Below are 24026 nucleotides of genomic sequence, written 5' to 3'. Positions count from 1 at the left end.
TGATTAAAGTGCAAAGAAAATCGATCTATTACAGTATGCGACCTAAAATCTTGTCCATTACCCAGGCAGTATGACTGGCTGATTTTCCTGTAGATGGATGATTAAGCTTTCCAAGCAAGTGTTCTCTCATGTTTTGAACATGATATAGTTGTATGTTTTCAGGATTCTCGATGAATTCTTCTCGAATACCGTTTTCATTTTCTAGTTGGATAGATAGTTCATCGAAAACTGAAAATGTCATTTTTCCTTTACTTCCATATATTTCCACCTTATCTTCTCGGGTGTTACATCCAAAATTCCAGCTTCCGGTTCCGGTTATTCCATTCTGGTGTATCCAACAAGCTGCGACGGCATCTTTGGCAGGGTAGAGTTCTTGTTGATTTGTTGCGATTCCAGATGCGTTTTCAATATCACCAAGCAAGAAAGTGAACAGATCTAAGCCATGACTAGCCAAGTCGTCGAAATATCCTCCGGGAGCAATTTGCTTATCGGTGCGCCAATTGTATTCTCCTGATAAATCCAATGGGTTTGGTGCTTTACTCAAATGCCAGCTAATGTGTCTTATTTCACCAATAGAATTGTTGTTGATCAGTTGTTTTACTTTATTAAATCGTGGAAGAGAACGTCGGTAATAAGCTACAAAAAGAGGTAAATTCTTTTCTTCGAAAGCACTTGTAATTTCAATACAGTCGGAGTAGGATGGAGCCATTGGTTTTTCGATGCAGCAAATTTTTCCGGCTTCAGCAACCTTTAAAGCATATTCTTTGTGAGAGTCGGGAGGAGTGGCAATATAAATTGCATCAATATCACTGTCATGAATTATTTCGTCGACATTTGTGTTGTATTTTGAGATGTTATGTCTTTGTGCATAACTGCGCAATAAGTTTTCATCACGACGCATTACGGCTAAAAGTTCAAATCCTGGAGTTTTCTGATAAGCTGGTCCGCTTTTGATTTCAGTTACTTTTCCACAACCAATAATTCCCCAACGTATGATTTTATCTGACATATCTTGCTTTTTTATGTCACGAAGATAAATGTTTTTTGGATTTTAAAAGTTGAAGACCTTATAATAAAACAGCATCAATTCAAAATGAACCGATGCTGTAATTGATATGCTAAATGAAAGGTAAAATACGATAAAAGTGTGACCAGATCATTTTGATTGAAGAACCACCAACAATCTTTATACCCACTATTGATCTGGTCACTTCATCCCACTTTATTTTTGTTTCCAGCCTCCGCCTAAAGCTTTATAAAGCTCAACCACGGAGTTTAACTGGTTGAATTTTGAATTGATCATGTTAATCTCAGAAGAAAGAGCATTGCTTCGTGCTGTTAATACTTCCAGATAAGTTGTATTGGCATATCCGCTGTTTAGGAGTTCCTCAGAGTAACTCACCGCATCGGTTAAAGCTTGCAATTCCTGCTTTCTGATTTCATATCTTTCCTGTTCTGTTTGGTAGCTGTACAAGGCATCCGATACCTCTTTGCTGGCAGTTAATAAAGCTTTCTTGAAGTTGTATTTTGCCTCGGCTTGTTTTGCCTTTGCCACCTCATACTGGGTTCTGATATTTCTTTTGTTGAAAAGCGGTTGAGTCAAGTTTCCAATTACATTACTGAAAATGGAAGAAGAACTGAACCAGTCTTCAAATTTTAAACTTTCAAATCCGGCTGAAGCGCTCACGCTAATGCTTGGGTAAAAATTGCTTTTCGCAACATTGGTTAATTCAAAAGCATTTTTTAAACCAAATTCTGCAGCCATTACATCCGGACGGTTGCTAAGCAATTGAACCGGGAAGCCAGTTTCCAGCTGGATGTTGATTTCCTGTTCTGCCAGCTTACCTCTATCGATATCACCTACAGTTCTTCCCAGAAGAATGGAGATGGTATTTTCCAATAGCGATACGTTTTGTTTCAGATCTAGCAATAAAATTTGAGTACTGTACAATTGTGCCTCGGTTTGCTTTACAGCAGCTTCGGTAACCTGTCCGGCCTCTTTCAGGCTCATCATGGTTTCCAGACTCTCTTTGCGGTTGGTAACCGTTTTGGTAGCTACTTCAACTTGTGCATCAAGTGCTACCAGTTGATAGTAAGCGGAAGCCATGTTGGCAACCAATGCACTTTCAACAGCTCTTCTTGAAGCCTCAGACTGCAAGTAAGCCGCCTGAGATGCTCTTTTGTTGCTTCTGATCTTTCCCCAGATGTCTGCTTCCCATGAAATGGTACCGTTTAGCTGGTAGTTTTCATAGCTGGGACCATTGCCTCCAGCTGAAACGCCAGACATGCTATTGTCTGACATTTCGTATTTTCCACCATTAGCACCCAAGTTCAAGGATGGGAGATAGCCCATTTTCCCTTGCTTGTAATAGGCTTCAGCAGCATTAACTCTCTCCACTGCCATCAGAAGATCAAGATTGGAATTTAGTGCCTCACGAACCAAGTTGTTGAGCTTGGCATCTGTAAATAATTCCTCCCAGGGCATGTTGGCTAATGTGGCCGAATCAGTTGTTGATACATTTCTGTATTGATCCTGAATTTCGATATCAGGTTGTTGGTATTTTCTAGCTACAAAGCAAGATTGGAGGCTTGTTGTAGCAAAAGCTAAAAATACCATTCCATATATAATTTTCTTTGTTCTCATTGATCGTACTCTAATTATTGAACCTTAGCCAGTTCTTCAACTTTAATCTCTTCTGTTTCCTCAACTTTTGGAGTTCCGCTAATTTTCTCTTGAATAATTTGGAAAATCACAAAGAAGGCAGGAATTACAAATACTCCAAATACAGTTCCTATCAACATACCACCAACGGCTCCTGTACCAATGGAACGGTTCCCCACTGCTCCGGCACCACTTGCAAGCATCAATGGCATCAAACCAAGAATAAAGGCAAAGGATGTCATCAGGATCGGACGCAAACGTGCTTTTGCACCTTCCGCAGCAGCTTGCAATAGTTCCATTCCATGTCTGCGACGCTGAAGAGCAAACTCTACAATCAGAATGGCATTCTTCGCTAGCAGACCAATCAACATGATTAAGGCAACCTGGAAATAAATGTTGTTCTCCAAACCAATAAGCTTTACAAAGAATATGGCTCCAAAAATCCCGATAGGGAGTGACAATAGAATTGAGAATGGAAGAATATAACTTTCGTACTGCGCAGCAAGAAGGAAATAGACAAAAATCAAACTCAATATAAAAACAACTACTGCCTGGTTACCTGCTTTTTCTTCCTCGCGGGTCATTCCTGAGAATTCATATCCATACGTTGAAGGAAGAGTTTGTTCAGCCACCTCGCGAATGGCTTGAATTGCATCACCAGTACTATAGCCTGGGTTTACATTACCATTAATGGTTGCTGAGTTAAACAAATTGAATCGGTTAACTACATCAGGACCATTTACCTTTTTCATATTCACGAATTGGCTTACCGATACCAGTTCATTATTCGTATTACGAACAAATACGTGGTTCATCGATTCAATGGTTTCTCTATCTTCAGGCGAAGCTTGAATCATCACACGATATTGCTTACCAAAGCGGTTAAAATCGGCTGCATACCAGCTTCCGTAATATCCCTGAAGGGTTGAAAACAGTCCGTTAAGAGAAATACCAGCTTCTTTTACTTTCTCAACATTTACTTCCATTTCGTACTGAGGGAAACCAGTGTTGAAAGAAGTAATGGCATATTTAATTTCTGGTCGTTGATTTAATGCGCCCAGAAATTGTCCGCTTTTTGCCATTAAGTCGTCAAATGAGCCATTCGATTTATCTTGCAGCCTCATTTCGAAACCATCAGAGTTACCAAAACCACGAACGGTAGGAGGAGCGAAGAACAAAATTCTAGCCTCATTGATTCCTGCAGTACGACCAAACAATTGTCCGATAATGGCATTTACTTTTTGGTGATCTTCTTTTCGCTCGTGCCAATCTTTAAGCTTGATAACAGCAAATGCTTTCGATCCACCTTTTGAACCACTCATCAAACTAAATCCAATCACGAACATACGTTCCTGCACAACATCAATTTCCTCAATGATGCTTTCCACCTTTCCTGCTACTTCAGCAGTTCTGTCAAGAGTACTTCCCGGAGGCAAAGTAATATCACAAAAGATGATCCCCTGGTCTTCATTTGGAATAAAGCCTGTAGGAGTGGTTTTAAAAAACCATCCTGCCAATAAAGTAAAGGCAATCAGTATTGCTCCAGCTAACCATTTTCTATTGATAAGAAACTTCACTGACTTGGTATACCTTTCGGTGATTGCATCAAATCCTGTATTGAAAGATGTATAGAATCTATTCATCAATCCTTTTTTGTGATCTTCACTTGGATTATGAGGTTTCAATAGCAAGGCACAAAGGGCAGGACTCAATGTTAATGCGTTGATTGCTGAAATGACAATGGCTACCGCTAAGGTGATTGCAAACTGTTGATAGAATGCACCTGTTGGTCCTTTCAAGAAGGAAACCGGAATAAACACTGCAGACATCACAAGGGTGATTGAGATAATCGCACCAGTGATTTCACTCATGGCAGATACCGTAGCATTCTTGGCACTTTTTGCTCCATTGTCCAATTTGGCATGAACCGCTTCCACAACCACAATGGCATCATCAACCACAATACCAATGGCCAATACCAGGGCAAATAAAGTCAACATGTTAATCGAGAATCCAAACAGATTCAGGAAAAAGAAGGTACCGACAATCGCCACAGGAACAGCAATTGCTGGAATCAATGTTGATCTAAAGTCCTGTAGGAAAAGGAATACCACTAGGAAAACCAAAAGGAATGCTTCAATTAATGTTGAAATTACCTTTGAAATAGAAGCCTCAAGAAAGTCGTTGGTGTTAAAAGGAATCACATAACCGATTCCCTTAGGAAAATCGACACTTGCTTTTTCCAAGGTACGTTCTACTTCCTTGATAATTTCCTGAGCATTGGAGCCTGAGGTTTGATATACTGCAATGGCAACAGATGGATTTCCATTCGTAATGTTCTTTGTTGCATAGCTAAATGCACCAAGTTCAATTTTTGCAACATCTTTTAGCCTTAGAAAGTCACTGTTCCCTTCAGAGCGAAGAATAATGTTTTCATACTCTTCTTGAGTAGAAAGTTTCCCCTTATAGCGAATTACATATTCAAATGATTGGCTTGAGTTTTCTCCAAATTTACCGGGAGCAGCTTCCAGATTTTGCTCGTTTAAAGCAGCTACTACATCCTGAGGTGTTAAGCCAAAGGCAGCCATTTTTTCAGGTTTCAACCAGATTCTCATGGAGTAATCTCGTGAACCAAAAACATTGGCATCACCAACTCCATTAATCCTTTTAACCATTGGGATTAGGTTGATACGAGCATAGTTTTCAATAAAGGTGGCATCAAAATCATCATTCTCTGAGTACAGAGACATGAACATCAACACACTAGTTTGAACCTTTTTGGTGGTTACCCCGGATTGAATCACCTGCTGAGGCAGTTTACTGGTTACAGTTGCTACACGATTTTGGACGTTTACAGCTGCAATGTCAGGGTTGGTTCCCAATTCAAAGTATACACTAATGGTTGCTGTTCCGTCATTACTTGAGGTGGAAGACATGTAGGTCATGTTCTCAACACCATTCACTGCTTCTTCAATAGGTACAACAACACTTTTTAGCAATGTTTCCGCATTTGCTCCAGGGTAGGTTGCAGAGATTTGCACTGTAGGAGGTGCAATTTCCGGGAACTGTTCCCTTGGCAGAGATGTAAGTCCCAATACCCCTAAAATTAGGATAAGTATGGATATTACGGTCGATAAAACCGGCCGTTCAATAAATCTTCTTAGCATGATTTTTGTTTAATTTTTAAAACTGAAAGAACTGCTTACTTTTGAGAAAAGGCAACATTACCATCTGCTTGCGATTGTCCCTTTTGAGGGATGATCTGCATACCATCACGAAGTTTTATCAAGCCATCAATAACATATTGCTCACCAGGGTTTACTCCAGCTTTCACAACAAAATGATTGTCAATAGTATTGGCTATTATTACCTCCTTTGATTCTACTTTGTTTTCTTTCCCTACCAGGTAAACGAATTTTTTTCCTTGTAATTCGTAAGTTGCTTTTTGAGGAAGCAAAACAATGTCATTCATGTTGGATGGCATTTTCACTTTTCCACTAATACCACTTCTAAGAAGATTATTAGGGTTAGGGAAGATGGCTCTGTAGCTGATACTTCCTGTTCTAGGATTTACCATTCCGTTAATTGTTTCAATTTTCCCTTTGAAATCGTACAATGAACCATCGGCTAATACAAGCTCAACTTCTGGCATTTTCTTGATTTTTTCATTTGCAGTATTACCATTTAATTGGCGATTAAATTGTAATAATTGTTTTTCATTCAGTGTGAAATAGGCATATACATTTTTAATGTTTGAAACTGTAGTCAAAGGTTTAGCTTCGGTACGTCCAACCAAACTTCCAACTTTGTATGGCAAGCTTCCAATAATGCCATCAACTGGACTTTTGATCATTGTATAATCCAGATTTTCTTTGGCATTTTGATACTGAGCTTTTGCAGCAGCTAGCTGTGCCTTTGCAGCATTCAAATTGCTTTTTGCAGTTTTAAGCTGAATGGAACTGATAATGTTTTTTTCAACCAGCGGTGTAATTTTGTCAACTTCCACCTGTGCCGAAAAGACTTGAGCTTCGGCCACTTTAATATTTGCCTTTGCAGCTTTAACCTGTTGGCTTAAGGTTTCTGCGCTAAGTTTAAAAAGTAATTGCCCTTTTGTTACCTGATCACCTTCGTCAATATAAATTTCATCAATGAATCCATCTACTTTTGGTCTGATTTCGATGTTTTGTATCCCCTCAATATTGGCTGCATATTCATTATATGTAGTGACATTGGACTTTTCAACAGTTTGAACAGGAAAAGGCATCGGGCCATGTCCGGCTTGAGCTTGATTTCCTTTTTTGCATGATGTAAATCCTAGTAGGAGGATTATTATACCAGCGAATAAATAGTTTTTTCTCATGTGATATTCTTTTAGTTCTAAAAGTTCGGACTGAAACGAACTTTAGGGATGTTGATTTTTAATATTTTTTGGTAAATCTGAATGTTTAACTAATATTTAGTTCTGTAGGTTCGGATACAGACGAACTGTAAGGATGAAAAGTTTTATGAATTTATAATGTCAAAATTTATTTAGAAAAATGATCGAAAAGTGAACATTTGGCTTCAATGTTTTTGTGAAGTTGTTCCAAAAGGCTGATTGTGTTTGTTAAAAAATCTAAATAAGGCATATCATGATCGATGGTGTACTTTTTATCATTTGACACCTCATTTGCCAGTTTCTTGTACTCTCTAACTTGAATTAATAATTTCTGTTCGGTTCTATACATTTTAATGCTCTCATTAATTCTGGTCAAGAAACCAACAGGGTTTAAGGTGAAATATTTTTTTCTATCACCAGGCTTTGTGTGATAGGTGATAATTTCATTTTTCTGAAGTGTTTTCAAATTTGTAGAAACTGTACTTTTACTAGCTCCAATGAAATTGACCAATTCGTCAAAAGTAGAACCGTTTTCCTTGTTTATAAGGAGTGTCGCAAAGATTCGTGCTGCTATAGGAGCCATTTTTTCTTGCTTTTCCATAAACAGTCCGTAGCTTTCTACTAATATTTTCTTCCTTTTTTCTAAATCGACTTGGTTCTTCATCCTTGTTAATTTTTAAGACAGTGCAAATGTAGCATTAGTTCGGAACAATCCGAACTAAAAAATGTTAATTAATGCAAAAATGATAAAAATCAGGTAGCATTCCCATTGTTCTAAAATATCAGAGTTTATATTTGTGCTTGAATAACAATAGATTAAGAAAAGAGGAATGAATCCACGATTTGTGGAGCTTTTCTACAGCTTTGAAAATCAGCCTATTTGTAAATAGACTGATTAAGAACTCTTAAACTTTTGTAACATTCAGATATTGTGTTCGTTAAAAATGGTGTTGAGTAATGAATGTATGTGTGTCATTTTTTTGGCACAGAAATCTCTAAATGAATCGTGAAGTTGAATAACGTCTAATAAAATACAAATGACAAAAATAAAGAAGAGGGAATTATCATTTATTGAATTCTTTAAAACTTGTTTCCCAAACAAAAAGATACCCGAAAAAAGAAGCAACAATAATGGTGCTTATCAATCTCAAATTGATTTGTTTTTTAACATTCCACACATTTGGGCAAAATCTAAACCAGCATAAATAATTTGGTACAATACAACAAAATTTATGCTCTAATCAATAGGATATTGGAGCTAATATTTTTGAATTGTGATCTAAACTAATCGTTTGGAAAAGGATTGTATTGTGAAAAATTTAAATAAAAAAATAAACTATCTTAATAACAATTTTCATGAGAGTAGAGAGAAAAGTGATTGCGATTATAATGATATTGAGTATGTGGTGTTCTTTTGCAAGTTGTGATGACGAGTTTGTAGAAGATCAAAATCCAACAGAGGAGGTTGATACAAATGAAGATGTGAATAATGGCGATGATAGTACTGGAGATAATACCAGTGAAGAAGGTAACACCGAAGAAGGTAATAGTAGTGATGATACTTCAAAAGATGGTAACAGAACTACAATTGAAAATAAAGTGTTTAATGAAACTTTGATTATAGATGGTCATGAAAATGATAGTTTGCTAATAAAGAACTGTACCTTCGAAAATATTGATGATATTGCACTTGTTATTAAAACTGTGGATGAGCTTATAATACGTGATTGTATCTTCAGAAATTTAAATTCACATGCCATATTCCTGCAAGCAGGTCAAAATTCAAATAATATTACGATTGAAGGAAATGAAATTTACGATGTTGCAGGTATAGGAATATTTGCCGGTGAAGGTCATACTAATACAAAGTGTATCAATAATAAAATACACGATGTTGCTTTTGTAGATGTAGAAGGACATACTCCCCATGGAATATATTTATGTGGTAAAAATTTCCTTATAGAAGATAATACAATATATAATTGTGGGTCATTAGATGGTAAAGGGTTAGGTATCAGTGTGCGATCGTATGGTACAATCTCAAAAAATAAAATATATAATGGACGAGCTAGTGGTATAGCTTTCTCTAGCGATCATCCTGCATTTAATGGTACCTTACTAATAGAGAACAATGTAATATTTGATAATTATGAGAATGCAATTACTCTTTATTTATCGAATGAAGATTCTCCCTTAGGTAATATAACGGTTCGTTTTAATACTATGTTATCAGATAATAAACCTGTTGTTTATGCAAACTCATGGAAATCGCTATCTAGTGAATTGGTATCTTACGGAAATATCCTAATTAGAACAGATGGGGATGATACTTATATTGACTCTTCCAGTTCTAATCCATTTTCAGAAATGCAAAACTTATATAGTAGTAAAGACATCGGTTTTATTGATTTTGATGCGAGAAATTTTCATTTGAAATCAAATGCTGAGGCATTGAATTTTGCGACAGGAATTAATGAATTTCCGGAATTTGATAAGGAAAACAACAGAAGGAATTCATCAGGTTTAGATGCTGGTGCTTACGAATACAAATAAGAAAATCTGAAAATATAATAAAGAGGCTATTTCAGTATTGATATAGCCTCTTTTTTTCTACATTACTTTCATTTGTTAATAAGTAGCACTTTCAAATTGATATTTGCTTTATAAAGAATTTGTTCTGAACTTGTATAGAGGTAATACTTGTAATTGTAATGATAAACCAACTTACATATCGGTTGCCTTGATTAATTCTCCTTGTGGTGATGTGATATTATTATAAACAGGTTCTCTTATGAAGGAAAAAATTCTTCTCATTTCTAAAGATACACTAAGAACAGCAGCTTTAGGTTGTTATGGCGGCCAAATATGGAAAACCAGCAATATTGATGAGTTAGCAGAAAAGGGAACCGTTTTCCGAAGACACTATACTGCAGCAGCCACTTCTGCAATGTCCTATTCTTCAATGTTTACAGGTAAATATTGCCACGATATGGACCGTAAAAAATTTACTGAAGTAGAACATTATAAAGGAGACTCCTTGTTTAGAATATTAGAAGATCGTGGATATGCTTGTCATATTTTTTGGGGAGAAAGTTGGTCTCGGAATGTAATTCCCTACACTAAAATTTATGGAGATAAAACCTGCTTTCATAATTTGGATATAGAACAAAGAGTTGGAGCAGAACCTATTAAAAAAGTAAGTAAAAAAGATAAAACTGTTAAAGATACTGTTAATCGAATTGTAGAGGAGGTTCTAAAAGTAAAAGAGGAGAAAGCCTTTTTGTGGATTCATTTTCCTCATGTTTTATTTGGTGCATCATGTTATGATTCTGATATTGATATGTTTGATTTTTTTGTTGGTGAAATGCGTAAATATTATAATGATGATTCTATTTACATTACATCAGATCATGGGCATATGAACATGTCTAAAGGCGTACCGGTTTACGGATTTCATCTGTATGAAGAGGGAGTACATATACCTTTAATAACGCCCAGAATTGATGGTATGAATACCATAGATTTTCCAACAGGTCATACTCAATTAATGGAAATTATTCTGGATAATAAGATTTCAAAGCAAGAATGTATATTTATTGATACTCAATATTATTTGCAAGAAAACCGAAAGTTGGCTGTAATTAAAAACAACTTTAAGTATATCTACAACAAAAGAACAAAGTCAGAAGAGCTTTATGATTTGGAATTTGATATCCAGGAAAATGTTAACCTTCTTCAAAAGCAAGTTGAAGAAAAAGGCCGCGGTAAAATATACTGGCTGGATGAAATCTATTTTTACAATAAATGGAGTATTATTCCAAGTATCTATAAGGAATTAAGAGCAAAGAAAGATGAAATTTGGAAAGAAGGTAGTTTTTTCGAAGAGTTATTATATAAGATCAACTTTAAAAGAAAATACTTCATTAATAAAATCAAGAATAAAAAAATTCTATCCAAACTAAAAGGAATTTCAAACTCAAATCCACATATTTCAAAATACCAAAGATAAATAGAACATCGATTTCTCTGGAAAAACTTGTATTTGTTTAAGTTTTCTTATGGAGCTATATGTGTATTTTATGTAGCTAATCTGATGATTTATAAAAGTTTCTTCTAAAAAAATGAAATATAATAACTCAATCTTGACTTTTATTTAAAATGGTAGGAAATTGTATTACTTATGAAATTCAGAACGCAAGAAAATCTGGATCACTGAGTATTGAAATTGAGATTTTCATTCCTCAAAAATTAGAATTATTACTTTACCATGAATGTTAATAACAATTTCAATAATACTATTTTAAGTTTCTTTCTAGAAAGAAGCAAATTCATCCTATTTTACAATTAAATGGGACTGAGGAAACGAAGTATTGCCCAAATTTTCCTCAAATAGAGAAAACCCTTTCATCTCCCTTAAAACTTCCTGAAATTTAATCTTTAGTTCACCAATCTGTGATATGGTGTTGCAATACTGTGCTCAAAATTTTACAAATATAGATACAGATGAAAAGACAAATTCTGATGGTTGACCTGAAAGGGCAGTACGACAGATTACGAAATGAGATTGATCCTGCGATAAATAGTGTACTGCAATCTGGGAAGTTTATAAATGGCCTGGACGTTGAAAGTTTTGCAGAAGAATTGGCTACCTGGATTGGAGTTAAGCATGTGATTCCTTGTGCAAATGGGACTGATGCATTGCAATTGGCCATTATGGCTCTTGAATTACCAGCAGATTCCGAGATAATTGTTCCATCATTTACCTATGCAGCAACAGTTGAAGTAATTTCCCTACTTGGGTTTAAACCTGTATTTGTGGATGTAAACCCACACACTTTTACTATTGATTTGCATGATCTGCGAAGACAAATAAATCCCAAAACAAAATTAATTATTCCTGTACATTTATTTGGACAATGCGCCGAAATGGAAGAGATCCTCCTAATTGCCAATAGATACAACTTAAGAATAGTGGAAGATACTGCTCAGGCAATTGGTGCTGACTATTTTTTCTCTGACAAAAGATCAGTTAAGGCAGGAACGATAGGAGATATTGGAACCACCTCATTTTTTCCATCCAAAAACCTGGGGTGTTATGGAGATGGGGGAGCCTTATTCACGAACGATGATGAATTGGCTGCTCGCATTAAAATGATGGCTAATCATGGCCAGAAACAAAAATATTATCATGATATAATAGGTTGTAATTCAAGATTGGATAATATACAGGCGGCTATTTTAAGAGTTAAGCTACAACACTTGAATGAATTCACCGAGAAAAGAAAAGCGGTGGCCCAATTTTATCGTCATAAACTGAAGGGTGTAAGAGGAATATCAACTCCAATTTGTTCGAGAAATTCGACACATGTTTACAATCAGTTTACCTTAAAAATAGATTTAAGTGACAGGTTCAATATTAACAATGTAAGAAATTGCTTGCAGTTGGAATTGAAAAACCGAGGAATTCCTACCATGATATATTATCCTGTTCCTAATCACCTTCAGAAAGCATATTATTCTGATCAATATCCTAAAGGCAGTATACCAATGTCAGAGAAATTGAGTGAAAGGGTATTGTCTCTTCCTATTCATACTGAAATGAATAGAATTGAGTTGAAATATATTACAGACTCAATTGAGGAAATTATGGATAAAATGTTGTCTATGGTTACTGCTACAAAAAGAGATTCACGATGGAAACAGACTATTTTGCGCACGAATCAGCTGTAATAGATGATAACTGCAGCATTGGTGTGGGAACAAAAATCTGGCACTTTTGTCATATCATGAGTGGATGTACAATTGGTGCAAATTGTAATCTTGGACAAAATGTGTTGGTTTCAACAGGTGTTGTTTTAGGGAGAAATGTAAAAGTCCAAAACAATGTGTCAATTTATACCGGTGTGATTTGTGAAGATGATGTTTTTCTTGGTCCTTCAATGGTTTTCACCAACGTAATCAACCCCAGATCAGCAGTGATACGAAAAGACGAATATAAAGAAACTATGGTTCGAAAAGGGGCAAGCATTGGTGCAAATGCTACCATATTATGTGGAAATGAAATTGGTAAATATGCTTTTGTTGGAGCTGGTGCTGTTGTTACAAAACCAGTAAAAGATTATGCCTTGGTTGTTGGAAATCCATCGAAGCAAATTGGATGGGTAAGTGAATTTGGGCACAGGTTATATTTTAATGACAGTGGCGTTGCAATTTGTAAAGAAACGGGTGATGAATATCTAATTCAAAACCAGGCAGTTTGTAAGAAGAATGGTGCGGTTGATTAAAGATCTATGATGATGGAAACAAAGAGAAAGATTAAGTTTGGGATTGTTGGTTTGGGGCATATAGGAAAACGACATCTGGAAATGATTCGGTGTAACAGAGATGCTGAAATAGTTGCTTGTTGTGACTTATTGCCTTTGGAAGAGCTGGAACTATTTATCCCCGGAATTCCATTTTATCGGGATTATGGAAAAATGCTGCGTCAACATAAAGAGATGGATGTGCTAAATATTTGTGTTCCTAATGGATTGCATGCAGAAATTACGATTGAAGCACTAAATATGGGATTTCATGTAGTTTGTGAAAAACCTATGGCTTTAAGTAAGTCCGAAGCTGAGAAAATGCTATACAAATCACTTGAAGTTTCAAGACATATTTTTGTTGTGAAACAAAATCGTTATTCTCCTCCCGCAATGTGGCTAAAAGAAATCATTAATCGAGAACTGTTAGGGAAAATCCATATGGTTCAAATGTCATGTTTTTGGAACAGAGATGAAAGATATTATCAACCCAATTCATGGAGAGGAACACAGCATGAGGATGGAGGTACTTTGTTTACTCAGTTCTCTCACTTTATAGATATCATGTATTGGTTATTCGGTGATATCAAAAATGTAAAGGGAATATTTAAAGATTTTAAGCATGAAGAATTAACGGATTTTGAGGATTCAGGAGTAGTGAGTTTTGAATTTGTGAATGGAGGAATTGGCTGCTTAAATTATTCCACTGCCGTGTATAATAAAAATTTGGAAAGTTCGATAATTATAATCGGCGATAAAGGAACTGTAAAGGTGGCAGGTCAATATATGAATGAAGTAGTTTATTGTGATATTGAAAGTTATGAAATGCCAGAATTAAAACCATCTAATCCACCAATTGATTATGGAGCTTACAAAGGATCTGCTCAAAACCACCATTATGTAATCGCAAATGTTGTTAACAAGCTTCAAAATAAAGCAGTGATTGCAACTAATGCACTCGAAGGCCTTAAGGTTGTTGATATTATTGAACGAATTTATCAGTTGCGCGATTTGACAAGTATTAAACGTAAAAATGGTTGGGTTAAGCAATTTAATGCGGAAGAAATTAAACGCAAGATATCTTGACCTTATTAATTAATTCTGCCTTTAACTCTAAATATTTGGGAAATGAAGAATGTTAAAATTGCTATTATAGGACTTGGGTATGTTGGTTTGCCCTTAGCTGTTGAATTTGGAAAGAAATTTCCAACACTTGGTTTCGATATTAATAAGAAAAGGGTAAACGAGTTGAAATCGGGAAAAGATTGGAGAAAAGATCTGGTTAATGAGAACTTAAAATCATCAGTTCATTTGCAATTTTCTAGTGATCCTGATCAGTTAAAAGGACACAATGTATTTATTGTTGCAGTGCCAACTCCTTTAAATAAAAACAAACATCCTGATTTAAGTCCTTTGTATGAAGCCTCAAAGTATATCGGTAAGGTGCTTAAAAAGAACGATGTAGTGATTTATGAATCAACCGTATACCCTGGAGCTACTGAGGAGGATTGTGTTCCGGTATTAGAGAAATATAGCAGATTAATCTATAACAAAGATTTTTTTTGCGGTTATTCACCAGAAAGAATCAATCCCGGTGATAAGGTTCATACACTTACTACAATTTGTAAAATTATTTCTGGTTCAACACCTAAAATCACGGATTTCATCGATCAATTGTATAAATCAATTATAACAGCCGGAACTTATAAAGCATCATCAATTAAGGTTGCCGAAGCAGCCAAAGTAATTGAAAATGCACAACGTGATATCAACATAGCATTTGTAAACGAGTTAGCAGTTATTTTTAACAAGTTGGGCATTGATACAAATGAGGTTTTGGAAGCTGCTTCTACAAAATGGAACTTTTTACCTTTTAAACCAGGCTTGGTAGGTGGTCATTGCATTGGGGTTGATCCTTATTATTTGGCACATAAATCATTAGAGGTTGGGTATAATCCTCAAATATTGTTGGCAGGCAGAAGGCTGAATGATGAAATGGGATCTTTTATAGCTTTTAATGTGATTAAAGAGATGGTGAAAAAAGGATTTAGGATTCCAGGTTCAGATGTTTTGGTAATGGGTATAACCTTTAAAGAAAACTGTCCTGATATCAGAAATTCCAAAGTAATTGGATTGATAAAAGAATTGGAGGATTTTGGTTGCAAGGTTGATGTTTACGATCCTTGGGCAGACCCATTGGAAGTAAGGGAAAAATACAATTTGAAAATCATACCTTATTTAAATGGCAACAAATATGATGCTGTGGTTGCAGCAGTAGCTCACGATGAAATTAAAAATGTAAATATAAAGAAACTAAAGAATGGACATGATGCTGTGATTTATGATGTTAAAGCAATTTATCCGCGTGATTTGGTTGATGGCAGACTTTGAAACCAAACTAATGCTAACCATATAAATGCTATTTTTTGAACGGGGAAAAATTCAAAATATACAGGAAGATTTTAGCGGGAAGTGGAATTCTATTTTCATCAAATGCGATAGCTTCCTTTCTTGGTTTTATTGTATTGGTTGTAATTGCCAAAAAAATCAGTATAGAAGAGTTTGGAGTTATTGGAATTATTCAATCTTACACATTAACGGTTGGAACTTTACTAAATTTTCAAACTTGGCAAACGATTATTAAATATTACCCTCGGATCAAGAACAATTCTGAGTTGGTACAATCCTTGCTAAAGTATTCTTTTCGTCTCGATTTTATAACAGCCATTATCGCTTTTGTTTTTGGGATTGGACTTCTGGAATTAGTCTACCAAACCATAAATTTACCGGAGATTTATAAGCATTGTGCACAAATTCATTTGCTTAGTATTTTAACGAAACTAAATGGAACTGCTACAGGATACTTGAGGGTTCTCGATAAATATCACTTATTCTTTAAATCACAAGTTATTGCAGGATTTGTAAAGTTATCTTTGGTCATGCTAGTTCTTTGGATGAATCTTGAATTTGTCTATATAATTGTTGCTTTCGTTTTTGCAGAAGTAACTTATGATATCGTATTAAATATCAGTTTTTATAATGTATTAAAAGAGGATTCTCTGCATCGCTTTTTAAACAAGAAAATCAGTCTGATTAAAGAGAAATACAAAGATATTTTTGATTTCTCGTTATATACCAATTTTATTTCATCATTTGACACCATTATTTTCCAAGCAGATGTCTTAATAGTATCTGGCTTTTTTGGTGTTAGTTATGCAGGATGTTTTAAAATGATAAAAGTGATTGTTGGTTTAATAAATAGGCTTTCCGGTCCATTGTCTATAACCATATCACCAATAGTTAGCGAATTTATTGCTGAAAATAAACTCAAGGAACTTCGATCTAACCTATTAAAGTCATTTCTTTTTCTAAGCATTTTGTTAGGAATGGGGTTTGGCGTGTTCTTGTTATTAGATGAACTAATTGTAGAATTGGTTTTTAGCAAAGAATATCTGCAATATATCTACTATCTCGATTTTGCCATCTTTAACTTATTTGTAGGTATTGTATTTATGGGAATTCATCCAGTAACCAATTTTCTGGGATACCACAGGCAGGTTCTCTACATAATTATAGTCTTGTCATTACTTTATTTATCCTTGATATACCTGTTTAGCAGTAGTGTTGGATTTGAGATTGTTTTTATCGCTCAATTAGTTCAAATATCAATGGTAATACTTTCAAAACTTTACCTAAGTAATAAAAAATTAGATTTGATTACTATACCAAAATTAAGTACAAGTTGAATGATTTTAAGCATGCATTTCAATATTTAAACATTCAGATATTTTGAATATGAAAAAGGTAGTTAGCGTAATTTATTCTCTAAGTGTAGCTGGAGCTGAGAATGTTTGTCTAAATATTAGTTCCAACATAAATAAAGAGAAATTTGAAGCTTATATCATCACAATTTTTGATGAGGCTCCTTTGCTTAATCAGTTGCAGAATCAAGAGAATGTTAAAGTTATATCCTTAGGAGTGCAATCAAGATATTGGATTTTTTCACCAAAGGTATTTCGTAAGTTTAGAAAAATAGTAAAGAGCATCAATCCCTATACCATTCACTCTCATTTATGGGGAGTTGGAACATATATGCTGCTGACAATTATTGGTTTAGGTATTAAAAACAGAATTGCAACGATTCATACTTCTGGTGGACATTATAAATCGTCTTATTGGTTTTCAAGAATTGATAGGAATGTGGAGAAATGGACTTATAAGCTTTTAAAATTTAAGTTGGTTTGTGTGAGTGAAGAAGTTCGGAAAATGATTCTGCAAAAACTAAAGATTTTGAATCCGATAAAAATTAACAATGGTGTCGATTTGAATTATTTTAATCCGATTGGGAACAAGCAAGGTATTGGTTCACATTACCCCGTAATTGTTCATGTTGGTCGCTTTTTAAAAGCCAAAAACCATTGGGATATGGTTCGTTCGTTGCCAGCTTTAAAAGAGAAATATCCAAATTTTAAAATGTGTTTCATAGGTGCAGGGGTCGAAGAAAATTTGAAAGAATATTGTGAAGAAAACCAGATTCTTGATAATGTCAGGTTTTTGGGTGTAACCAACAATGTTGTAAAATATTTAAATCAGGCTGACATTGGTCTTTTTCAATCAACCTACGAGGGGCTGGCGCTAGCATTATTGGAAATGATGAGTTGTGAATTACCAGTTGTTATTTCTGATATACCAGTTTTTAAAGAAATTACAGAAAAAGGAAATTGTGCAAAAATTACAAGTTTGCATAGAATTGAGGAAATATCAGAAAGTATTATTGAACTGGCAGGTGATAAAAAGCAAATGAAAGAATTAGGTAAGGAGGGAAGAAGGATAATTGCAGAGTATTTTTCACAAGAGAAAATGGTTTCGGCTTACGAAGAATTGTATGAAAAAACATTTTAAAATTCCCATTAATTTTTTCCAATGAAAAAGAAATTGTTACTTATTTCTCCTGGGCAATTTGGGTACCTTACCGATTATTACTATTACTGTAAATATTTAACACAGGATTTTTCGATTACATTTCTTTGTTTTGATGAGGGATTAAAAAAGAAAGTTCTTCCCGGTGTTCGAATAAAGTATGTGCCTCTTAAGGGAAATCGATTTTTGAGATATTTTAGATGGCTGAAGTATGTTATAAAAGAAGTAATTCATTCTGATTATCATATCATTTTCACTTATAGTTTTAAGTTTTGCTTCCTGGTTAAATTGTTGTCAGGAAATAAAACTGTGATTTTAGATTTCAGAACTGGATCTGTTAAGGAAAACCCACTAGTTAACTGGTTTCAAAATTGGCAGCTTCGATTTGAGTCTTATTTCTTTGATCACATTACGATTATATCTAGAGGATTGATTAAACATCTTGCTATTAATCCTTCAAAATGTCATTACTTGCCTTTAGGGGCAGAAATATTACAGGATAGTAATTCTGGATACGACTCTATAAAACTATTGTATGTGGGTACGTTAAATCACAGGAAGTTGCATGAAACAGTTATTGGCTTTTCTAAATTTTATAGGAAATACAACGCTAAGATCGAATGTTTTTACAATATATTTGGATTTGGATCAATTCAAGAAGAAGAGTTGCTTCGCAAAACAATTCAAAACTTAAATCTTTCTGAGATTGTAAAATTTCATGGTCGTAAAAACTTCGATGAAATTCTGGACTATTACAGGGAGTCAAATATAGGTGTATGTTATATCCCAATTACACCATATTTTAATTTTCAGCCACCAACAAAAACTTTTGAATATATTCTGGCCGGAATGGTTTGCATTGGCACAGCTACTTACGAAAATTCCAATTTAATAAATGAAGATAATGGTATTTTATGCCAGGATACATCCGATTCATTCTGTGATGCTCTGGAAAAATATTATCAGAATAGATCAAACTATAATCATGATTCAATTGTAAATTCATTAGACAATTACACCTGGAATAAAATCGTGAATAAAAATTTAAAACCCTATTTAAACGCACTTGTATCCGATGTTTAGGCTCTATATTCATTATTTATACTGGATTTTAATATTTGGTACTGGTATAGTACAACTCTTAGGGTTGGATTCTGGAATATACAAATTGGGAATTCCATTTCTTGTGGTATTATTATTGGTATACAGTTTTATTACTAAAGGAAATGAACTGAAATATCCTTTCGTATGGTGGTATGTTGGATTTATGGGAATATCGCTAATCAGTTCTTTAATTAACGGTATTGATTACTTTTCATTGTTGTATTTTCTAGTTTATACAAGTTTATCTTATTTCTATTTTCTCATATTATATAACGAGACCAATTTTCTCATCATAAAAAAGGTAATTACCTTTATTAAAATACTTGTCTTAATTCAAATACCAGCAATACTTATAAAATATGTATTAATTGGACAAACGGAACATGGTGGAATAGGTACTTTATCAATTAACGCAGGCAGTGTTTCAACTATATTTCCTTTGTTTGTTATCACGATATTATTCAGCCTGTATTTATTTAAAAATAAGAGCAAATACCTGATTTACATCTTCCTTTTTAGTCTTATGGGAATTGTAGGAAACAAAAGAGCTATTCTCTTTTTTGTTCCTATAATCTTGTTACTAATCACTATTTTGTTTGTGAAGCTTGAAAAGGCCAGACAGATTTCGAATTTATGGAGTAAGATTAGTTTAGCTTGTACAATTGGAGTAGCAGTTTTTTATATTACTGCCAGAACCAATAAAACTCTAAATCCAGAGCATAGTAACTGGGGAAGTTTCGATCTAAATTATATTATCACTTACGTGGATAATTATACCAGCTCCAAATCAAATGACAAATACCAAATGAGAAGAAAAGATGGATTGGTTTATTTTATCAATTACACTTTAGAATCTCAACCACAACAAATGTTATTGGGTGATGGTGCAGGTAAATTAATTGAATCAAAATATAACATGCGTATTGGATCCATAAAGAATGAGTATGGTGTTAGATATGGAGGAAGAATGGGTTTTGTGTGGTTGCTGCTGCAAATAGGATTATTGGGTACCATCGTTTATCTGCTTTTTTATATACGATTGTTCACTATGGTTTTAAACAAATACAGAAGTAATCCAATTTATCTGGCTTTTTTAGCACTTACAATTGTCTTTTTTATGGATACCATTATTTATTCAAACGTATTTTTAAGATATGAGTATCTAAAAGGCTTGTACTTTATTATTCTTGCTTTGATACTGCTCGATCAGAAATACAAAACAAACTACTTTTCGAAAATGATAATTTTCTGAAGAGTGAAAAACCAATGGTAAAATAATCATCCTATGAAAGTGTTAATAATAAGTTCTTTACCTCTTGATTTGGATTCCGTTAAAGGAGGTGTTGATGCTGTGATTATTAATTTAATAAGAGGATTTAAACAATTTCCTGAGGTCAATTTTTTAATTCTATCAGTGGGAAAAACAGAAAGTAGAAAAAGTGTAAAACTAGAAGATCATATTACCATTGAATACATACCCAAAAAGCAGTTTATTCGAGGAGATTTGTACTATTATTTGTTTCATGTGCAAAAAAGTGTTCGTGAAGTAATCCAAAATTATAATCCTGATATTATACATCTACATGGAAGTTCGCCAATACTATTTTGCTTGAGAGGATTAAACAAAAAGAATGTGATTATTACTCAGCATGGTATTATGGCTGAGGAATTAAATTATCAGAATACAATTGCTAGAAAGATTAAGTTTTGGATCAAAAAAGTGATCGAACACTATTATTTTCCAAGATTTATGAATTATATATTCATCTCAAACTATAACCAGAAGTTTTTGCTTGGTTTAAAAAAGAATAATTATACTGGTAAATTAATTTACAATCCTGTTAATCCAATTTTTTTTGACTTGGAACCTCGTAAAGATTTTGGAAAAAGAATCATGTACGTTGGAGTTATCAATTATCGTAAAAATCTCATCTGTTTGTTGAAAGCACTTGCTAAAGTGAAAAATGAAATTGCTGGAGTTCATCTCGATGTAGTTGGTGATTTTGTAAACGAGGATTATAAAAATATTATAATGCAGTTTGTTGAGGAGAACAATCTATTAATGAATGTTGATTTCTTAGGTTGGAAAAGTCAGAATGAAATACTTGAATTGTACAAAACAGCTGACCTTATGGTTTTGCCTTCCCTTCAGGAATCTTTACCAGTAAGTATTGCGGAAGCCATGGCGGCAGGTAGGCCCGTTATTGCAACAAATGTTGGTGGAATTGCAGAAATGATAAGTGATAAATCTGGGTTTATATTTCAACCAAATGATGTGGAGCAACTCGAAAAGTATTTAATATGCTTTTGTAATGGAGATGTATCGTATTCTGATTTTTCTCAAAAAGCCAAAGAAGAGGCAATTAAAAAGTTTCATCCTACAGTTGTTGCTGCACAAACAATAGATTTTTATAAAAAAACAGCTAAGCTGGTTACATGATTTGATTATTGCCTATGAAAGAAGTGACCAAACCTAAAATCGGGGTGATTGGCTTAAAAGGTCTTCCGGCATACGGAGGAGCTGCTGCCGTTGGAGAAAATATAATCAATCATCTTTCGGATGAGTTTGATTTTACAATTTACTCCGTTAGTTCACATACCAATTTAAAATCCGGATACTGGAAAAGTTGTTTTCAAATTGTATTTAAGAAATTACCCTTTAAGAAAATAAATGCAGTTATATATTATCTCCGATCAGCATTGAATGCATTACTATTTAAGAAATTTGATTTGATTCATTTGCATCATCGGGATGCCACTTTTGTAATTCCATTACTAAAATTACGATATCCAATCGTTGTTACAACTCACGGAATGGTTCTTACCTCTAAATGGATACGTTATAAGTTCTTTTTTGAATTTGAGGACCGATATTTTTTGAAACACGCCAATTTTATTACTACAGTTTCTTTAAAAGATAAACGTTTGGTGAAAGAACTCATATCCGAGGAAAAAATAATGTATATCCCAAATGGAGTTGATGCTGATATAAAAATAGAATCGAAAAAAGAAAATTATATATCCTTTGCTGCTGGACGAATGCTACCTGATAAAGGCTGCCACACATTTCTTGAAGCACTTTTTTTACTTAAAGTAAAAGAAAAGGCCATTATAATGGGAGATTTAAAGCAGAATCTGGATTATAAGAAAGAGTTGTTGCAATGGCAGGAAAAAATTGGAGGGATAAAATTTACTGGATTAATTAAAGATAAAAAAAGGCTCTTTGAATTAATTGCAGGTAGTAAATTTTTTGTCTTTCCTTCCGAAAATGAATCTATGTCGATGATGTTATTGGAAGTTGCAGTTTTAAAGGTCCCCATTATTTGTTCTGATATTCCTGAAAACAGAGATGTTTTCAATGATAAAGAGGTTCTTTTCTTTAAGGTAAAAGATGCAAAAGATCTTTCTGAAAAAATTGAATTTGCTTCAAAAAATCCTGATAAAATGAAGGAATATGCGATGAATGCATATGACTGCTTAAATAAAAAATACTTGTGGTCGCAAATAGCTCGAGAGTATAAAAATGTATTTAATAGGTTTATATAAATGGCAATTAATACCACGATACATAAAAGCCTTACAAGTAGTCCCAAGTTTAAAGTAATTAATGATGCAAGCTTGGTAAACCATAAATTCTGGAGTGAATTTGTTCGTAATCATCCTCAGGGAAATGTTTTTCAAACGCCGCAAATGTACGCTGTGTTTGAAGAAACTGAAGGTTTTGTGCCAATTCTAATAGTGGTAATGGATGATGAGTTAATAAAGGGAATACAACTGGCGGTTATTCAGCAAGAAACCAAAAGAAATTTGGGCATATTTTCGAGACGTGCTGTTATAAGAGGAGGTCCACTTATAGACGAAAATGATAAGGAGGTCTTGAAATTAATCTTGGATGAATATAACGACTTAATTAAAGATAAGGTACTCTATACTCAAATTCGGAATTGGGTTGATACTTCACCCAATAAATCAGTTTTTCTTAAATGTAATTACAAGTATCTGGACCATCTCAATATTTTGCTGGATTTGAATCAGGACGAGGAAGAAATTTGGTCAAATATAAAGAATAGTAAAAGACATAGCATTCGAAAAGCAATACGCGAAGGGGTGGCTGTTAAAATGGAAACATCGGAAAGTAATCTGGGAAACACTTATGAGATATTATTGCAAGTATATAATCGGATAAAATTACCTTGTCCGAATATGGATTTCTTTAAAAATTGTAAAGCTCATTTTCAGAATGATCCCCGCTTTCTTGTTTTTACGGCCAATTGGGAAGACAAAACCATTGCTTTTCGCTATGTCTTAGCTTATAAGAAAGTGTTATATATTACTTATGCAGGAGGTCTGGAGGAATATTATTCTAAAAATGCAAATGATCTCTTAAACTGGGAATTGTTTTTATGGGGAAAAGAAAATGGTTATACAGTTTATGATTTTGCAGGGGCAGGAAGTCCAAATGCAGATTATGGAGTTAGGACCAATAAATTACGATTTGGAGGAAAGTTGTACAATCCAGGTAGATATCAAAAAATACATCAACCTCTGCTTTTTTACTTTGTTAAAGTAGCATTTTTTTTAAGGCGAAAGCTTCTACTAAAAAAAACATGATTGTATTTAGGATTAATAACTATCATTTTGTTCTTAAGATTAGAGCTTT

The 24026-nt window shown here is 34.1% G+C and carries 19 protein-coding genes; 14 read left to right on the top strand and 5 right to left on the bottom strand.

Going from position 1 to position 24026, the window contains the following annotated elements; translation table 11 throughout:
- Positions 1-28: 28 nt before the first annotated feature.
- The 5 genes from ACKPCA_RS06335 to ACKPCA_RS06315 form a co-directional block, all read right to left on the bottom strand.
- Positions 29-1009 carry a Gfo/Idh/MocA family protein gene (locus tag ACKPCA_RS06335; RefSeq protein ID WP_321281983.1) on the bottom strand — a complete coding sequence of 327 codons (981 nt, stop codon included), beginning with the start codon at positions 1007-1009 and terminating at the stop codon, positions 29-31.
- Between the two features lie 213 nt (positions 1010-1222).
- Positions 1223-2644, bottom strand: a complete 1422-nt coding sequence (locus tag ACKPCA_RS06330; protein ID WP_321281981.1) for a TolC family protein — start codon at positions 2642-2644, stop codon at positions 1223-1225.
- A 14-nt stretch (positions 2645-2658) separates the two neighbouring features.
- Positions 2659-5829 carry an efflux RND transporter permease subunit gene (locus tag ACKPCA_RS06325; RefSeq protein ID WP_321281979.1) on the bottom strand — a complete coding sequence of 1057 codons (3171 nt, stop codon included), beginning with the start codon at positions 5827-5829 and terminating at the stop codon, positions 2659-2661.
- Between the two features lie 35 nt (positions 5830-5864).
- A complete protein-coding gene (locus ACKPCA_RS06320; RefSeq protein WP_321281977.1) occupies positions 5865-7022 on the bottom strand; it encodes an efflux RND transporter periplasmic adaptor subunit in 1158 nt (385 codons plus the stop codon).
- A 166-nt stretch (positions 7023-7188) separates the two neighbouring features.
- On the bottom strand, positions 7189-7704 hold the full coding sequence (locus ACKPCA_RS06315) for a GbsR/MarR family transcriptional regulator (RefSeq protein ID WP_054721354.1): 516 nt from the start codon (positions 7702-7704) through the stop codon (positions 7189-7191).
- A gap of 373 nt (positions 7705-8077) precedes the next feature.
- Here ACKPCA_RS06315 and ACKPCA_RS06310 point away from each other — a divergent pair, with 373 nt between their 5' ends.
- The 14 genes from ACKPCA_RS06310 to ACKPCA_RS06245 all read left to right on the top strand — a co-directional run bounded on the left by ACKPCA_RS06310 (position 8078) and on the right by ACKPCA_RS06245 (position 23977).
- A complete protein-coding gene (locus ACKPCA_RS06310) occupies positions 8078-8245 on the top strand; it encodes a hypothetical protein (RefSeq protein WP_321281975.1) in 168 nt (55 codons plus the stop codon).
- A 151-nt stretch (positions 8246-8396) separates the two neighbouring features.
- Positions 8397-9593: a right-handed parallel beta-helix repeat-containing protein gene (locus ACKPCA_RS06305; protein WP_321281973.1), complete on the top strand. Its 1197-nt coding sequence runs from the start codon at positions 8397-8399 to the stop codon at positions 9591-9593.
- Between the two features lie 238 nt (positions 9594-9831).
- Positions 9832-11049 carry a sulfatase-like hydrolase/transferase gene (locus ACKPCA_RS06300; protein WP_321281971.1) on the top strand — a complete coding sequence of 406 codons (1218 nt, stop codon included), beginning with the start codon at positions 9832-9834 and terminating at the stop codon, positions 11047-11049.
- A gap of 494 nt (positions 11050-11543) precedes the next feature.
- The gene (locus ACKPCA_RS06295; RefSeq protein WP_321281969.1) at positions 11544-12770 is read left to right on the top strand and encodes a DegT/DnrJ/EryC1/StrS family aminotransferase; all 1227 of its coding nucleotides are present in this window, start codon (positions 11544-11546) and stop codon (positions 12768-12770) included.
- Positions 12734-13324, top strand: coding sequence for an acyltransferase (locus tag ACKPCA_RS06290; RefSeq protein WP_321281967.1), 591 nt, complete (start codon positions 12734-12736; stop codon positions 13322-13324). Before ACKPCA_RS06295 ends, ACKPCA_RS06290 begins: the two co-directional genes overlap by 37 nt.
- Before the next feature lie 12 nt (positions 13325-13336).
- Positions 13337-14428, top strand: a complete 1092-nt coding sequence (locus tag ACKPCA_RS06285) for a Gfo/Idh/MocA family protein (protein WP_321281966.1) — start codon at positions 13337-13339, stop codon at positions 14426-14428.
- Positions 14429-14470: 42 nt separating this feature from the next.
- Positions 14471-15733 carry a nucleotide sugar dehydrogenase gene (locus ACKPCA_RS06280; protein WP_321281964.1) on the top strand — a complete coding sequence of 421 codons (1263 nt, stop codon included), beginning with the start codon at positions 14471-14473 and terminating at the stop codon, positions 15731-15733.
- A 35-nt stretch (positions 15734-15768) separates the two neighbouring features.
- Positions 15769-17088 carry a lipopolysaccharide biosynthesis protein gene (locus ACKPCA_RS06275; protein WP_321281962.1) on the top strand — a complete coding sequence of 440 codons (1320 nt, stop codon included), beginning with the start codon at positions 15769-15771 and terminating at the stop codon, positions 17086-17088.
- A 49-nt stretch (positions 17089-17137) separates the two neighbouring features.
- Entirely contained in the window at positions 17138-18244 is a 1107-nt protein-coding gene (locus ACKPCA_RS06270; protein ID WP_321281960.1) for a glycosyltransferase family 4 protein, read from the top strand.
- Between the two features lie 21 nt (positions 18245-18265).
- The gene (locus tag ACKPCA_RS06265; RefSeq protein WP_321281959.1) at positions 18266-19345 is read left to right on the top strand and encodes a glycosyltransferase family 4 protein; all 1080 of its coding nucleotides are present in this window, start codon (positions 18266-18268) and stop codon (positions 19343-19345) included.
- 64 nt (positions 19346-19409) lie between these two features.
- Positions 19410-20618: a hypothetical protein gene (locus ACKPCA_RS06260; RefSeq protein WP_321281958.1), complete on the top strand. Its 1209-nt coding sequence runs from the start codon at positions 19410-19412 to the stop codon at positions 20616-20618.
- A gap of 33 nt (positions 20619-20651) precedes the next feature.
- Positions 20652-21806: a glycosyltransferase family 4 protein gene (locus tag ACKPCA_RS06255; protein WP_321281956.1), complete on the top strand. Its 1155-nt coding sequence runs from the start codon at positions 20652-20654 to the stop codon at positions 21804-21806.
- Between the two features lie 14 nt (positions 21807-21820).
- Complete coding sequence (locus ACKPCA_RS06250) at positions 21821-22912, top strand: glycosyltransferase family 4 protein (RefSeq protein WP_054722028.1); 1092 nt, start codon at positions 21821-21823, stop codon at positions 22910-22912.
- Positions 22913-23977 carry a lipid II:glycine glycyltransferase FemX gene (locus ACKPCA_RS06245; RefSeq protein WP_321281954.1) on the top strand — a complete coding sequence of 355 codons (1065 nt, stop codon included), beginning with the start codon at positions 22913-22915 and terminating at the stop codon, positions 23975-23977.
- Positions 23978-24026: the final 49 nt, after the last annotated feature.

The organism is Marinifilum fragile (assembly GCF_963677365.1).
GTDB classification, from domain to species: Bacteria; Bacteroidota; Bacteroidia; order Bacteroidales; family Marinifilaceae; genus Marinifilum; species Marinifilum fragile.
The sequence above is the reverse complement of the archived record's forward strand: the minus strand, read 5'-3'. Positions and strand labels throughout refer to the sequence as shown.